This is a genomic window from Blautia sp. HCN-1074, assembly GCF_037890165.1.
Lineage (GTDB): Bacteria > Bacillota > Clostridia > Lachnospirales > Lachnospiraceae > Blautia_A.
In genome coordinates, this window is record NZ_JBBKBP010000001.1 from 223,790 (window position 1) to 240,715 (window position 16,926).

General features: G+C 42.1%; 8 protein-coding genes, 1 pseudogene and 1 other annotated feature. All 9 genes and pseudogenes read right to left on the bottom strand.

Going from position 1 to position 16,926, the window contains the following annotated elements:
* Window positions 1-199: 199 nt before the first annotated feature.
* Window positions 200-2,224, bottom strand: a complete 2,025-nt coding sequence (locus tag WKT11_RS01160) for an LTA synthase family protein (protein WP_340281822.1) — start codon at window positions 2,222-2,224, stop codon at window positions 200-202.
* Window positions 2,225-2,236: 12 nt separating this feature from the next.
* Window positions 2,237-4,891 (bottom strand): valine--tRNA ligase, encoded by a 2,655-nt coding sequence (locus tag WKT11_RS01165; protein WP_118609308.1) that lies wholly within the window; start codon window positions 4,889-4,891, stop codon window positions 2,237-2,239.
* Window positions 4,892-4,991: 100 nt separating this feature from the next.
* Window positions 4,992-5,226, bottom strand: a binding site (T-box leader).
* A 249-nt stretch (window positions 5,227-5,475) separates the two neighbouring features.
* Window positions 5,476-6,942 carry a PTS transporter subunit EIIC gene (locus WKT11_RS01170; RefSeq protein ID WP_340281825.1) on the bottom strand — a complete coding sequence of 489 codons (1,467 nt, stop codon included), beginning with the start codon at window positions 6,940-6,942 and terminating at the stop codon, window positions 5,476-5,478.
* Window positions 6,943-7,032: 90 nt separating this feature from the next.
* The gene (locus WKT11_RS01175) at window positions 7,033-7,518 is read right to left on the bottom strand and encodes a PTS sugar transporter subunit IIA (RefSeq protein WP_340281827.1); all 486 of its coding nucleotides are present in this window, start codon (window positions 7,516-7,518) and stop codon (window positions 7,033-7,035) included.
* A gap of 41 nt (window positions 7,519-7,559) precedes the next feature.
* A pseudogene (gene licT, locus WKT11_RS01180) lies at window positions 7,560-8,397 on the bottom strand (BglG family transcription antiterminator LicT).
* Between the two features lie 373 nt (window positions 8,398-8,770).
* Window positions 8,771-12,553, bottom strand: a complete 3,783-nt coding sequence (locus WKT11_RS01185) for an FtsX-like permease family protein (protein WP_340281829.1) — start codon at window positions 12,551-12,553, stop codon at window positions 8,771-8,773.
* 3 nt (window positions 12,554-12,556) lie between these two features.
* Window positions 12,557-13,273, bottom strand: a complete 717-nt coding sequence (locus WKT11_RS01190; RefSeq protein ID WP_445291920.1) for an ABC transporter ATP-binding protein — start codon at window positions 13,271-13,273, stop codon at window positions 12,557-12,559.
* A 736-nt stretch (window positions 13,274-14,009) separates the two neighbouring features.
* Window positions 14,010-16,124, bottom strand: coding sequence for a hypothetical protein (locus tag WKT11_RS01195; protein ID WP_340281831.1), 2,115 nt, complete (start codon window positions 16,122-16,124; stop codon window positions 14,010-14,012).
* 557 nt (window positions 16,125-16,681) lie between these two features.
* The gene (locus WKT11_RS01200; RefSeq protein WP_055060199.1) at window positions 16,682-16,921 is read right to left on the bottom strand and encodes a BhlA/UviB family holin-like peptide; all 240 of its coding nucleotides are present in this window, start codon (window positions 16,919-16,921) and stop codon (window positions 16,682-16,684) included.
* Between the last annotated feature and the right edge of the window lie 5 nt (window positions 16,922-16,926).

A 16,926-nucleotide genomic window follows, 5' to 3' on the forward strand; every position in this document is an offset into this window, starting at 1 on the left:
CCACTTATCTATAATGTATTTGAGATATCCAGGGTCCCAATTTCAAAAAGTCGTTCGTGCCTGCACGATAAGACTTTTGAACTTGGGACCCGCCGGGATAATCCCGTAACTTTTCTAGTTACTCTAACATTATATAATAGTGGTGGAAGATGTCCAGTACCAATCGTAATATTTTATCCGACAAAATCTGGTTTCGCTGTTATTCCGTATCGGTATTGTTATTTAATTTCCATTTATTCTCTGAATAAAGCGCATAGCAGGAACGGTCATAACTCTTACTTAATGGTTTTCTTGTCGAACTGTTACTTCGCTGGATTACCGCCAGCCTGTCAAAATCATTCAGCTCTGTACCCGTAATCATCAGCGTAGTCGGATTGACATAAACCGTATCGTACCATTCTCCGTTCAGTTTCACTTCACTCGACGGCGTAAATTCCGTTCCCTTGATGTAATATGTATGATCTGTCTCCGAAATACACTGAATAGAATCCAATGTCACATCATAGATTCCCATACGCATTCTGGTGCGAAGATAAGGACTCTCACCTCCGTAAGAATAACGTTCTCCGTAAAGCAGGTCATACTGTAAGGTTTCCAGATCCACCTGATAATTCTTGGTATTTCTTCTTGCCTGATGATAACGGAAAATCGTTCCCTCATGGATTCCCACACGGTCCATGACTTCTGCGGCCATCTGGTAGGCAGCCAGGTTTTCCTCCTTCTTCTGAAGCCCGAAATTATCCCACATGACATATTCTGTCTGGAACAGGTACTTATTATCCAGATCCTCGACAGTCAGTCCCATGGTCGGAAGATGGTCACCATACATAACCAGAACAACATCCTCAGGATAATCTGCAAGCTTGTCTGTCAGCTCTTTGACAAAACTATCCATCTCATGGATCTCATTTACGTAATATTCCCATTTATTGTTCCCTTCCTCAGTCGGTGCACCGGAAACTGTAATCTCAGGATCCTCCAGAATCTGCTCATCCGGATATGCACCATGTCCCTGTACGGAAATAGTATATACATAATCCGGTCCCTCAGTGGAATCCAGACATTTCAGGATTTCATCTGTCAGAACCTCATCCTTTACCCAGCCATTTGGATTCTTCTCGTTCTCTCTTGCCATGTACTCTTCGGAAGTAAAGGTATCAAATCCGAGATTCGGAAAAATAGATCTTCTGCCATAGAAGTTTGCCTCATTATTATGAACCGCATGGGTGGTATAGCCCAGATTCTTCAGTACATAAGGTGCACTCTCACAGGTAGTCTCTTTCAGAATACTCTTGTAAGGATACTCCCCGGGTCCGAAATAATGCATACTCATTCCTGTAATGGATTCAAACTCTGTATTGGCAGTACCTGCACCGACAGACGGAACCTTATAATATCCGGAAGAATATTCCTCCATCAGCTTACGGAATGTCGGAATCGGGTCTTCTGAAATATTCAGGTAATTAACCAGCGTAGGATCAAAGAATGATTCCAACTGCAAAAACAGAATATTCGGACGCTTTTCTTCCTGCGTTTCCGGGAGATTCTTTTCCGTTTTCTCAATTCTTTTGATTTCTTTCTCAGAATAATCTCTCGGACAACTGATTCCCGTATTAAAGATCGTAGTCGTCAGACAGTAAGGATATCCATAATCCTCATATGCAAAAGCAATATTTCCAAAGTAATTGGAAAGCACCCTCTTCTCCAGTGCCAGTTGTGTACTTCCTGCAAAAAGAGCTGCCGCCAGCAGGATCAGAGGAATATTATAACGGTACTTTATCTTGTTTTGATACTTCGGTCCTTTGATAAAAAGAATCAAAAGTAAAATAACAAGGATTCCAAACAGGATGCAGACTGCCACAACACCTGCAGCAGGCAGGTATTTGTTGGCAACCTTAAAAGCATCTGTGATCAGATGCAGATCCGGTCCTGTAAACGGTGTAACACGGTTCAGCAGCAGTACGCCGTTAATAATAGCCAATATCAGCCAGAACAGTGTTACCAGGACTCTCCAGAACACCCTTCTGTGAAACAGATAAACAATCAGTGACGAGGTAAAAATAAATGCGGTATTATAGGCAAAAACCATAGGTTTCTGTGTCATATAATTCCATGCTTCTACGAACGAGTGACGACAAATCGCTTCCATAATAAAATATCCCACAGCACTTGCCAGTGCATGCAAAAGAAGGGAAATTTTATTACAAATCCTATATAATTTCATCTAAGCACTCCCTTATTTCTGTAACTGCTCTAACTGTCCTTTAACCTTATCCATCATTTCTTTGTATTTTGCAAGCTTATCCTTCTCCGCATCCACCTTGGCAGCAGGTGCCTTATTTACGAAATTCGGATTATTCAGCATGCCCTCGCATCTTGCGATTTCTTTTGCAAGACGCTCCGTTTCTTTTGTCAGACGCTCAATCTCTTTATCTTTGTCGATCAGGTCTTCCAACGGCATGTATACAACTGCATTGGAAACAACTACAGAAACTGCATCCTCGCTGATTCCGTTCTTGTCTGTCTGTACTAGGATCTCTTTTGCAAATGCAAGATTTACAAAGGATTTCTTACTGTTTTCATACATAGCAGCTGTGTCAGCATCTTTTGCTACGATATGCAGACTTGTCTTGCGGTTGTTCGGAACATTCATTTCTGTTCTTGTATTACGGATACCTCTTACGACCTCTTTAAATCCTTCGATTGCCTTCTCAGCATCCGGGAAGTTTCTCTCTTCTTTGTATACCGGCCAGTCGGAGATCATAATGGACTCTTCTTCCGGAAGAAGTGTACAGTAGATTTCTTCTGTGATAAACGGCATATATGGATGAAGAAGCTTCAGACCTTCTGTCAGTGCTGTTCTTAATGTCCACAGTGCATCGTTTGCTGCCTTCGGATCTTCCTCTGCCTTCCACAGACGAACCTTTGCCATCTCAATATACCAGTCGCAAAGCTCATCCCACAGGAAGTCATAAACCTTCTGTACTGCAATACCAAGCTCATATTTTTCCATATTCTCTGTTGCTTCGCGGATTACTGTATTTAAGTGAGACAGGATCCATTTATCCTCTGCACAGAGATCATTTAAGTTCTCCGGCTCTGTCACTGTCTTGCCTTCCAGGTTCATCATAATAAAACGGGAAGCATTCCAGATCTTGTTTGCGAAGTTACGGCTTGATTCTACCTTTTCCCAGTAGAAACGCATATCATTTCCAGGTGCATTACCTGTCATCAGAGTCAGACGAAGAGCGTCTGCGCCATATTTGTCAATAACTTCCAGAGGATCGATACCATTTCCAAGAGACTTACTCATCTTACGTCCCTGAGAGTCACGTACCAGACCGTGGATCAGTACATGGTGGAACGGAACCTGATCAGTCTGCTCCAGAGCAGAGAATACCATACGGATAACCCAGAAGAAGATAATGTCATATCCTGTAACCAGTACGTCTGTCGGATAGAAATATTCCAGCTCCGGTGTTTTCTCCGGCCAGCCAAGTGTGGAGAATGGCCATAATGCAGAACTGAACCATGTATCCAGAGTATCCTCATCCTGATGAAGATGTGTACATCCACATTTCGGGCATTTCTCTGGCATTTCTCTGGCAACTACTACTTCACCGCACTCATCACAGTAATAAGCCGGAATTCTGTGTCCCCACCATAACTGTCTGGAAATACACCAGTCACGGATATTCTCAAGCCAGTGCAGATATGTCTTGTCAAAACGTGACGGAACGAATTTCAGATCTCCGTCGTCCAGTGCTTTGATTGCTGCCTTTGCCATCTCGTCCATCTTTACAAACCACTGTGGCTTGATCATAGGCTCTACGGTTGTGCCGCAGCGGTCATGAGTTCCAACACTGTGATTGTGGGGAACTACTTTTACCAGAAGTCCAAGTTCTTCCAGATCTGCAACCATTGCCTTACGTGCTTCATAACGATCCATACCAGCGTATTTACCGCCAAGTTCGTTGATTGTTGCATCATCATTCATGATGTTGATCTCTTCCAGATTGTGACGGCGTCCAACCTCAAAGTCGTTAGGATCATGAGCAGGTGTGATCTTTACGCATCCTGTTCCAAATTCTTTATCAACATACTCATCAGCGATAACCGGGATTTCTCTGTCTGTCAGAGGAAGTTTCAGCATCTTGCCGATAAGATCTTTGTAACGCTCATCCTCCGGGTTTACGGCAACAGCAGTATCACCCAGCAGAGTTTCCGGACGCGTAGTTGCGATCTCTACGAAACGTCCCTCTTCCCCTACGATCGGGTAATTGATATGCCAGAAAAATCCGTCCTGATCCTCATGCTCAACCTCTGCATCAGAGATAGAAGTCTGGCATACAGGACACCAGTTGATGATTCTGGAACCTTTGTAAATATAGCCTTTTTCATATAATTTGATAAATACTTCCTGAACAGCCTTGGAGCAGCCTTCGTCCATTGTGAAACGTTCTCTCTCCCAGTCTGCGGAAGCACCCAGTTTCTTTAACTGATTGATGATCTTTCCGCCGTACTCCTCTTTCCATGCCCATGCATGCTTTAAGAATTCCTCACGGCCGATATCGTGTTTGTCAATGCCTTCTTTTTTCAGCTTGTCGATAACCTTAACCTCTGTAGCGATAGCTGCATGGTCAGTTCCCGGCTGCCATAATGCTTCATAGCCCTGCATTCTCTTGAAACGGATCAGGATATCCTGCATGGTTTCATCCAGCGCATGTCCCATGTGAAGCTGGCCGGTTACGTTTGGCGGCGGCATAACAATAGTAAACGGTTTCTTGTCCGGGTTTACTTTTGCATGGAAATAGCCGTTGTCCATCCATTTTTTGTAAAGACGCTCTTCGATTCCCTTAGGATCGTAAGTTTTTGCAAGTTCTTTGCTCATAATGTCCTCCTGATATTCTATCTCTGTAATAAAAGTATCTGCGGATCACTCCGCTGTAAGCAGTCAACGATAAAAAACGCCCTTTACACGCATTATACGTGCAAAGGGCGACATTAATCGCGGTACCACCTTAGTTTGTCTCTCATTCCCTTAACGCGGGATACGTGAAAACCTACCATGCGCGTATATAACTCTGATATGATTCATACACACTCACTTCAGCCTCCCGGCTCCAAAGCTACCTTCAGCACTTCTGTTCCCGGGAAACCTTCCAGCTTATAAGCTTCCCTCTCTGTGGGGCATTACCGCCTACTCCTCTTTTTCACAGCCTTTTTCTGGATTCTACTATAATGAAAAAAGCTTTTTTTGTCAAGGATGTTTCACGGGATTTCACAAATTTATGCCTGCAATTGTTTATCAAATGGATAAAATCAGCCTCTTTGCCAACTGCTAATAACTTAATAACTGTTCCGCAGTTTATTCGGTTAAATATATAAAAACAGCGAGCAAACATTTGGTTTACCCGCTGTAAAAGAAATCCTAAATTATGGTCTTTTTGTAAAAAGGGATTTTTATCTGCTATATTATTTACAGAGCTTTTTAAACTCGTCTGCTACGAACTGAACTTTCGTGCCGATTACAACCTGAACAGAATTTTTACCAGGTCTGATTACACCGGCAACTCCGGCTGATTTAATTTTCTTTTCATCAACAGCTGTGTAATCTTTGATTTCCAGACGAAGTCTTGTAATGCAGTTATCGATAGATGCAACGTTTCCTTTTCCGCCAACACCTTCTAAGATAATTTTTGCAACTTCTGTAAAGTTATCGTTTGCAAGCTTTACAGTTGTCTCATCTGTATCATCATCTTCTCTTCCAGGAGTCTTCAGATTAAACTTAAGGATTGCAAATCTGAATACCACATAGAATACGATGAATGCTGCGATTCCCAGAGGAATGATCAGCCATGTTTTCTGTGCTGCTGGCAGAGATGCTGAGAACAGAAGGTCTGTTGCACCTGCTGAGAATGAGAAGCCTGCGCGGAATCCTAATAATACTGTAACAACTGTAAAGATACCATATAATAATGCATAAATAACATAGAGTCCAGGAGCCAGGAACATGAAACCAAATTCGAATGGCTCTGTAACACCGCAGATAAATGCACAAAGTGCTGCGGAAGCTACCAGACCAATAGCAACTTTTTTCTTATTATCCTTTGCACACTGGATCATTGCCAGAGCTGCACCAGGAATACCAAACATCATACATGGGAAGAAACCGGACATATACATTCCAAGGCTCCAGCTTACATCTGCAGATGTCTCACCTGCCCAGAAATGGGTCAGATCGACAAGTCCGATCGTATCGAACCAGAATACATTGTTTAATGCGTGATGCAGACCTGTAGGAATTAAAAGTCTGTTCAGGAATGCATAGATACCAGCTCCAAGAGCTCCCATTCCGGAAATTGCGTTACCGATGGAAATCAGTACACCAAAGAGGATCGGCCATACAAACAGTAACACTACGGATACAAGAATAGATACAACACCTGCGATGATCGCTACACAACGTTTACCGCTGAAGAAAGAAAGCCAGTCCGGTAATTTTGTGCTTTTGAATTTGTTGTAACATGTAGATCCGATCACACCTGCAAGGATACCGATGAACGGGTTTGCAATTTTGTTAAATGCCAGTGTTTTATCTGCATTGTCTGCGATAGATGGAAACAGTGTTGTAACAAATCCTGTGCTTAACAGTGTTGTGATCATAAGCCAGGAAGCAAGGGCTGCAACACCACCTGTACCATCATTATCATCTGACATACCCACACCTACACCGATTACGAACAACAGTGCCATGTTATCAATCAGGGCACCGCCGGCTTTTACAAGGAAAATACCAACCATCGGACCAAATCCGGTGATATCACCACCCTGCATACTAGCAGGACAGAGCAAATAACCAATACCCATAAGGATACCGCAGATTGGAAGACAAGCTACCGGTAACATCAGGGCTTTTCCTAATTTCTGTAAATACTTCATACTTTTTCCTCCTTAGATAGAATGATTTACTCTTTCAAATCCCCTTTTATTTATTTTTACCCGGACACCTCCGAGAAAAATACATGATTATTATTTTGTGATCACAATCACATCATCACCGGGCTGTACCTCTTTGTTATCCAGCCCCCGGACATCTCCATAGTCATCTGTATTACAGATAACAACAAGTGTACTGGTATCATATCCCGCAGCTTTGACCTTGTCCAGATCAATCTCCAGAATCAGATCTCCCTTCTTCACTGCATCACCGGAATGTACATGACCTGTAAATCCGTCACCGCCCATTTTGACTGTATCCAGACCCACATGGACCAGAATCTCCACACCATCAGCCGTAGAAAGACTGAATGCATGAAGGGTATCAAACAGTGTTTCAATTGTTCCGTCTGCAGGCGCATAAATTTTTCCGTCGGACGGAAGGATTGCCGCACCCTTTCCCAGCATCCCCTCACTGAAGGTCGGATCATTTACACTGGAAAGAGGAACTGTCTTCCCCTTCACCGGAGATCCGATGATCAGTTCAGGTGTCTTTTTCTTCTTAAAAAAATCAAACATGCTTAAAAGCCTCCTTCTTTTTTACATTTATAATTATAATTTTATAAATCTATAGTGGTAACTCTGCGGATATGCACAGACAGATACATAATTTCTTCCTCAGACAATCTGCTGCCGGTTGCCTGCATGATATATTCCGCAACCTTTAAACTGCATTGATATTCCCTGGGATATTTCCGCTGCATCAACAGGGACAACTCTCTGTCCTCACTGGAAAGCAGCTCCTTTCGGTATATCCGCTGTATCAGAAACTTAATATGTGTCATAAAACGTTCATAATGCAAGGACGATTCATCCAACAGTATTCCCAGATCACGTTCCACAATATCCACGATTGCCTGCATCTGATCCGGAAACTTCACTGCATCCCGGATATCTGTACCATATTCTGCATTTACGAAATGAAGGGCAATAAATCCAGCTTCATCCTCCGGCAAAAGAATATCAAGTCTGTCCTGGATCAGCTCCAATGCATAAATTCCTAATTGAAATTCCTGAGGATAAAAGCGCTTGATTTCCCACAATAATGCATTCTGGGGTTCAATTCCCTGGCTCACTCTTTCAATTGCAAAAATTAATATGATCCGTCAGTGTCACATAAATACTCTGATTCAGTTTTAATTTCAAATGATCCTTTGCATGAGAGATGATCTCGTCTGAAATCCTCACACGTTCCAGCGGCATATTCGCCAGCAGTTCCTTGAACTGTTCCGCCAGTGTCCGGCTTTTAATGCGAAAGATTTTACTGATCTGGTCAGCAGGAACCATTTCTCCCTGTTTCTTTTTGAAACCAATTCCCCGTCCCATCACAATTACTTCTGCACCGGATTTCTCATATGCCGAGATAATATTGTTATTGATCACTTTTTCAATTATGATATTATCCATGTCTTTCCTTTTCCAAACGATATGTTTCCTGACAGCGGAGTAATTTCCCTGTAACGTAACAAGAAAGAATCCTGCTTACAGGAACATTACGAAGTAATTTCCCTGTAACATAAAAAAACCAGAATTTACAGACTGATTTCCTCAGCCATAGATTCTGGTTTTGCCTGCCTAACAGTAACAATCCGTATGTTTTTAATTGATGAAGCCATTATAACAAAGTTACAAAAATACGTCAACCCCACTTTTTTATTTTGTCAAAAATCGCTATTGTATTTTCATTCTTCTTTGTGTTTTATCTGATATATTTCACATTTTATCCTGTATTTTTCTATTTCTTCTTTCCTGCAATAAAGCGGCAAATTGTTTATTCCACACTTTTCAGGGATTCTACCATATCAATCTTCTTTAATTTCTGATGCATAAACAGATTTACGATCATGGAGAATCCAATTGTCAGCAGTCCGCAGTACAGGAAACTGACAGGATTGATATTTCTTCCGAACATAACTGCATCCACTTCCACAGTACGGATAATATACCTGTGCAAAAAAATTCCGAATACAGCTCCTGCCAGTACGCCGATGAGGGTAAGGATAACATTCTCCCTGTATACATAGGCAGAAACTTCGTTATCATAGAATCCCAGTACCTTCAGGGTTGCCAGTTCTCTCTGGCGTTCCGTAATATTGACATTGTTCAGATTATACAGGACTACGAAAGCAAGCATTCCCGCAGAAATGATCAGCACTATGATCACCGTATCCAATGCTCCCAGCATTCTATGAAGCTGGGCCTCCAGACTGCTGGTATAGCTGATACTTAACGCAGCCGGATACTTCAGGATCTCATTTCCCACCTCAGATTCTGATTCTTTATATTCCTCTTTTACCGTGAATACAGTTGCAGAATAGTTCGGCTTCTCCCCGAAGGTCTGTTCATAGACATTTCCAGTCATATAAATATAATGTCCCATGTAATTCTCTGTTACTGCTGCGATCTTTGTCTCATAATTTTTCCCATCCTTTGTGATGGTCATGGTATCCCCGACTTTCAGCCCTGTCAGAGCAGCCGTCTTCTCACTGATCACTGTACCTGCATCAGTCAGCTTATATTTCTCTTTTGTCTTTCTGTCCTGAAGTGTTACATCCTTATTAAAGGTTTCAAGATTCTCAGGCACATACACATATACGCTGATATTGGATTTATTTCTGGGAACACTCATCTTGGTAAACTGGACATGGGTATATCTCTCAATCTGACTGTTATTTTTCAGAAACTCATCCAGCTCCTGTCTCTCCTTATCTGTTGCATCCTCATCATCAATGATCGTTCCCGTGTAATGCTGAAGCTCCTGATACTGCCGTCTGGCAATATCCATAATGGAATCCCTGAGTCCAAAGCCTACCAGCATCAACGCCATACTTCCCGAAATACCGAAAATTGTCATAAAGAAACGTTTTTTATATCGGAAAAGGTTTCTCAGAGTAGATTTCCATGTGAAATTCAGATGCTTCCAGAAAAGCGGGATCCGTTCCAGCAGGATTCTCTTACCCTCTTTGGGAGCAGGGGGACGCATCAGTGATGCCGGAGTTTCCGACAGTGCTCTGTAGCAGGAGAAAATAGTGGCTCCAACGGTACACACAGTTGCCGCACCTGCTGCTATCATTGCAAATTTAAATTCATAACGAATCTGGATATTATTCATCATTCCCTTGTACATAATACCATACCCGTTAATAATAACCCAGGGAAGAATCTTCTCTCCGATCAGAATCCCCAGGATACTGCCTCCCACAGTGGCAAGAAAGGCATACAGCAGATATTTGGATGCAATCGCATACTTGCCGTATCCCAGAGCCTTCATTGTACCGATCTGGGTTCTCTGTTCTTCCACCATTCGTGTCATGGTAGTCAGACTCACCAGTGCAGCCACCAGAAAAAAGATAACAGGGAAAACCTGTCCGATACTTCTCATTCTGTCTGCATTATCCCCATAATCTGAATATTCTGGCAGATCATTGCGGTCCGTTACCATCCATTCCGGCATACTGATATCATCGATCTCATCCTGGGCATCCTGAATCTTCTTCTCACCGTCTGCAATTTCTTTCTCTGCATCCCTCTTGCCGTCTTCGTATTCTTTTTTACCTTCTTCCAGATCCTTCTCAGCTTTTTTGATGTCCTTTCTGGAATCCTTCAGCTTCTGTTCGTTCTCTGAGATTTCCTTCTCTCCATCCCTCAGCTTCTGTTCATTGTCGGCAATCTCTTTCTCGCCGGAAGCAAGCTTTCCTTCATTCTCCCGGATCTGTGCTTCTCCCGAAGCAAGTTCTGCCTCCTTCTCCTCTAACTGAGCCTGGCTGGAATTTAGTTTTGCTTTTGCAGCATCGATCTGTTCCTGTGCTGACTCAAGCTGGGCTTCTTTTTCCTGAATCTCTTTTCTGGCTGGTTCCAGCTTCTTCTCCTGAGCCTTCACCTCTTTCCATCCTGCATCAATCTTTGCCTGGGCATCGGGAAATGCGGCCTCCTGCTGGTTCAGTTCTGCTTCCTTTGCATCAAGCTGGGCCAGTCCGCTCTCCACCTGGCTTAAACCACTCTCCAGTTCACTTCTTGCTGCTGCGATCTGGTTTCTGGATGCTTCCAGCTGGGCTGCCTGACTGTCCACCTGCTCCTGATAAGCGGAAACCTGTGCTGCCAGAGCCGCCAGGTCTTCCTCGGAATATGTGCCTGAAGCTTGTGCCTGCTCATACTGTGCCTGCAATGCTGCAAGCTGACTTCTGGCACCCTCTAATTGAGCCTCTCCTTCGGAAAGCTGGGCCTCCTGCTGCTCAATCTGGGCAAGTCCCTGATTGCAGCTTTCCTTTTTGGCATTTAAGTCCTGTCTGGTTGCTGCAATCTGCTCTCTGCCTGACTGGATCTGCGCCTTTCCATTGTCAAGCTCCTGCTGACTCTGGGTAAGCTGCGTCTTTGCATCTGCAATCTGCTTCTCACCGGCGCTTAACTGATTCTTGCCATCCTCAAGCTGTGCTTTTCCATCATCAAGCTTTGCCTGGTTTTCGGAAACCTCCGCCCATCCGGCATTCAGCTGTTCCTTTGCAGATGCGATCTGTGCTCTGCCACTGGCAATCTGCTCTTTCGCACTGGCAAGCTGGGATCTGCCGTCCTCTAACTCCTTCTTTGCATCTGCAAGCCGGGCTTTTCCGTCCTCCAGTTCCTTTTTTGCGTCTGCAAGCTTTTTCTTGCCATCCTTATATTCCTTCTTGCCGTCTTTTAACTTCTTTTTGCCGTCCTCCAGTTCCTGTCTGGCATCTGCAAGCTTCTCATCAGCCTCCTTCTTGCCGTCTTCAAGTTCCTGTCTGGCATCTGCAAGCTTGTCATTAGCTTCCTCTACAATCTCATCATATCTAACCTGGCACCGTTCTGCCTCAATCCCCTCCACTTGCTCCTGCACTCGCTCTATCAGGGAATCATAAGCATCTGTATAGCTGATCAGATCCTGTGCCCCATGAGCCTGCACATAGATCTGTGTATAAACCTCCTGGTCAAAATCCTCAGGGAGCACATAGGCAAATCCATTAACCTCACCGGAACCCAGAGTGGAATTTCCGCGATTATAGGATATGTAGAGAGGACTCTCTCCTAAACCTACAACTGTGTAATCTGTCTTTTTCAGCAGTTCGCTGTCTCCGCCCTCTTTCAGGGTAATCTGATCTCCTACCTGATATCCATTGCTCTCAGCAAAAATACAGTCAAGAAAAATCTCTCCGCTTTTTTCCGGAGCTTTTCCCTCTGTCACAGAGATCCGGTTCATGGTTTGATTCACAGCTTCCACATGGAGTACCTTCTGCTTCTCGCCTTCTCCACACATTACATCTGTCCCATAAGCACCCTCTGCATTCTCTACTCCGTCCACCTGCTTAATGGCAGCTACATCATCCTCCGTCAGTCCCAGAGTTCCCACTACTTTGATATCCATAAGATTGGTTTCATCATAATAGGCATCACCTGAGAAGCGCATATCCGGTGACGAGGCCTGTATCCCAGAGAAAAACGCAACTCCCAGAGCAACGATCATAAATATGGAAATAAATCTGGCCTTACTTTTGCGTATCTCCATCCAGAAATCTTTATGCATTGCTTTCATACTCATCACCTACCATTCTATCTCCTCAATCGGTGTAGGATGGTCATTCATCGTCATCCTGGAAACCTTTCCGTTCTTGATCTTGATCACACGGTCTGCCATAGGTGTCAGCGCCGAGTTATGGGTAATGACAATCACTGTCATTCCACGCTCTCTGCACATATCCTGCAAAAGTTTCAGGATTGCCTTACCTGTCTGGTAGTCCAGTGCACCTGTGGGCTCATCACACAACAACAGCTTGGGATTCTTCGCCAGTGCCCTGGCAATGGAAACTCTCTGCTGCTCACCACCGGAAAGCTGTGCCGGGAAATTGGTCAGTCTGTCCTTCAGTCCCACTTCCTCCAGAACCGCCCTGGCATCCAGCGGATTTTTACAGATCTGCAATGCCAGTTCTACGTTCTCCAGCGCTGTAAGATTAGGCACCAGATTATAGAACTGGAATACAAATCCAATATCATTTCTCCGATAACCGGTAAGCTGCCTGCTGTTATACCTGGCAATATTCCTGCCATCCACCAGAACCTCTCCACTGGTAGCCTGATCCATACCCCCAAGAATGTTCAGCACTGTCGTCTTGCCCGCACCACTGGGACCAACAATCACTACAAACTCTCCCTTGGCAATCTCAAAGCTGATCTCATCTACTGCAACGATCTTTACTTCTTTGGTTCCATATATCTTGGAAACCTTATCCAGTTTTACATATGCATCTGTCATCTCACTCATCCGCATTTCCCCTGTAATTTTATTTTTGCTACACCGGTAATTTTATTTTGTTACAATTATTAACGATTCTTTTGACCCCGATTTATTTCCGTATTTATTTACAGGCAGGTCAAATTCTGACCTGCCTGGTAGTCTTAATGGTTATATTTATTGTAACACATTATACTTATAATTCAAAATAAAATATTCATAAAAAATCCAGATATTCCAAAACCGCCTGATCATCTCAGGCGGTTCATCATTTTGACTATGCACAGCACAAGCTTCCTTTCTTCTTAATTGTATGTACCAGAACATCTTATATCTTCTTTACCCATTATTATTTTACATTAAACTGATGCAGAAAATATAAAAAGGGAATAAACCTGCATCATCTGACCTCGAATCTTTATTTTTATTCTTACCTAATTTCCGCATGAAAGAAAAAAATCATGCTCATATACACACTTATGGTTTACAAATCACCAAAAGCAGCATCTTTATATAGTGAATTTGCAAATTCAAAAAACTTAAAGGAGGCAAAAATTATGCCAGGAACATTAACTTTCAGTGTTGTAAACTGGAAAGAATCTGATGCAGAATGTACATTCACAGTCGTAAACTCAGGTTTTGGTTATACCACACAGTTGCAGAATAAATACTACCATACTTCCTTTGGATTATTTATTCTGACAAATAACACCTTCTTTTTTGATATATATGCAGAAAAAATAAATTTCTGGTCTAAATCACTTTTCTACTTCACAACTACTTTCTTTACCTCTGACCATTTCGTATATTTTTTTGCATATCCTTTTACATAAGCACGTCCTGTAAGATAATAAACTCCAGGTTTTACATTTTTAAAAATGACTGTAGTTTTCGTCTGATTTTTCTTAGTATAAGCATAATCGCTGACATATGTATAACTTCCATCTTCGGATTGAGATACTTTCTTTGCCAGTACCCAGTCCGTTCCGTCGCAGGATTTTGGTACAGTAAACTTCACCGTTACTTTTCTTTTTGTTCCCTGTCTGGAAACCTTTGCCGATTTAACAGCTGGTTTTCCTGTTACAAGGCTTGTCTTTACCGTTACTTTTTGAACTTCCGCCCACTTACTCAGTACTTTTTTATTTGATCCATCCAGATATTTATAGCCATGTACACCAATATACCAGTTTCCTTTCGGTACTCCTTTTAGAATGAGTTCCTTGCTGTTTCCTGAATATCTGCATTGTACCTTTATATAATCTGATGGCTCATCCCCGTCTTTACTTCTGGCAGCAACAACATCATAACCATCCAGTTCTTCTGTATTACTGCCAAGGATAATTTTAACGTCATTTTTCTTCACCTGTAGTTTCTGAACCACAGGTGCATTTGGTGTCTTTATATTTACCTTTAACAGAAATCCTTCAGACCATTCACCATATTTCTCCGTATGACCACTTTCCTCTTTATATGCCCTGCAATAGAGATAATGCGTCCCTTCAGGAATATATTTCAGTTTAGGATAATGATTCAGTTCAGATTTTGCGACCTTCACCTGTGCGATATAATTTCCTTTTTCCAGATCCTTTTGAGATTCTACTGCTACAAAAAAATATCCGTCTGCTTCATTAGAAGTATCTCTTAAAGAAAGTTCTGCATAATTTGTGATCACTCTGGTCCATGTCGGATCAATCACCGGTCTGTTCAACGCCTTGTACGCATCCACCTGTACCTTTATCTTTACAGACGTATCCAGCTCTTCATTGTTTTCACCTTCACGCAGTTCCAATTGTCCGTTAACTGTAAAACTTTGAGGTGCTGTATTTTTCGGGTTATATGCGCAATTCTCCACATCCCATTTTACATCGGCAGAAAATGTCGTTTTTTCTCCATCCACTTCAGCACCATAGACTTTAAGAACCGATGGCAAATGTAAAGCATCAGCAGTTTTTTCTACGCCATTGGTAATTCCGGTCACAGGTTCAATGGTATCCACCAGTCCCTGAAATGTCCTTGAATCTACTCTGAAAGAATCCCAAATCTTCTTTGTTATAGTTTCTCCTGTCGCTGTTTTCGCAGTCACTGTCACTCCAAGATCATGTTCTCCAACTGGCAGTCCCATCTGCGGACAAAGGCTCAGTTCTGTACTCTCTCCGGGTGCCAGACTGGTATTTCCGGATAATGATACACTACAGTCTTTGCTGTAATCGAAAGACAGTTCCATATTCATGTCCGTAAAATTTTTCAGAACATAAATTCTGGCTTCCGGAAGTGTCTTATATCCCCAGTGCATTATCGGGAAACTCTCGGAAGATTTTTCGGTAATTTCCAGACTCTTCTTTTCCGTTGGGTTCTTCTCTCTGTTCATTGTGATATGAACCGGATATCTGCTTCCGTCATCTGCAAGGAAATCAAACGTTTCATCATATGTTCCGTATTCCTGCTTTGGCAGTACAAAAAAGTCCAGAGTTTCTCCCGGCTTCAGCAGTCTTTTGGAATCCTGTTCTTCATAATCTTCTGACCACTTTGCCATCTGATCATCTACCTCAAAATTCTTAAGACCAGAAGCATCTACCCGGACTCTTGTTTCTTTTTTTCCTGAATTTCTGACTTTCACATATTTCTCTACACGAAATTCCGGATCATAAAAATCACTTTCTGTAAGCTCTACATCCGTACCTGTTTCTATGCTTAACTCATAGTCTCTTTCAGAAGATTCACCAGACAGAGCCGAATCTGTTACTATGTCAGGAATATTTTCTGTTCCATCACTGAAAGATTCCCCTGTCGAAAAACTCTCCGCTCCCCATACGGTTAATGGAGCTGTACCCAGCATTACTGCTGACAAAAAAAGTGCTGTTATAACCTTGTATTCTTTCATCTCTTTTTCCTCCATTCGATGATATTTATTATCATAGTATATCACCATTTATATAAACATCTGTAATTATAGAATAAAACGTATTCTAATGGGCATGAATGTTATAATCTATTTTCTTACCTGAATGACAAAAGCCCTCCCCACTGTGACATTCATTTTGTAGAGAGAGCTTCTATTTCTTTTTCCTATTTTATCAAAAAGATTTTTTCACTTTCAATGCCGCCTTCATCCTCATGCCATTTATTCATTAAAATGAACTCATATCATTTTACTGATTTTCCAAAATATGTAATTCCATACTGAGGCTCAGAAAGACGATATCTATTTTTTACTTTACCTGTTTTTGATAATACAACAATATCTGATTTCACATTATTTCCCATTGTATATCCACAAACATATAAATTTCTTTTCTGACATTGTACCTGCCATATTCATTTCCTCCTGAAATTTATATTTTTTCGAATTTGCAAATTCTACTTGATAAAGAGTTCTTAATTTCAGCTTTGCAAACCTCAAAGAATAAATTTTCCCTTGACAATTTTATACCTGAATTTTTACTCCTGCTTATGCTTACCAAAAAGATTCTCTTTGATTTCTGATAAATCACTTTGTACCTGATGTAAAATCTCTAATTTCTCTGTCAGTTTCTCTATTACAGACTGATAATTTTTTTCCCGCTCTTCCTGTTTCTCATCTCGTTTTTCATTTGATTTCACAATATAAACCAAAAGAAATACCGCCAGCACTGCCCAGATTCCATGCGAAACTGCCACATTCATAACCGTTGTTTCCATAGTTC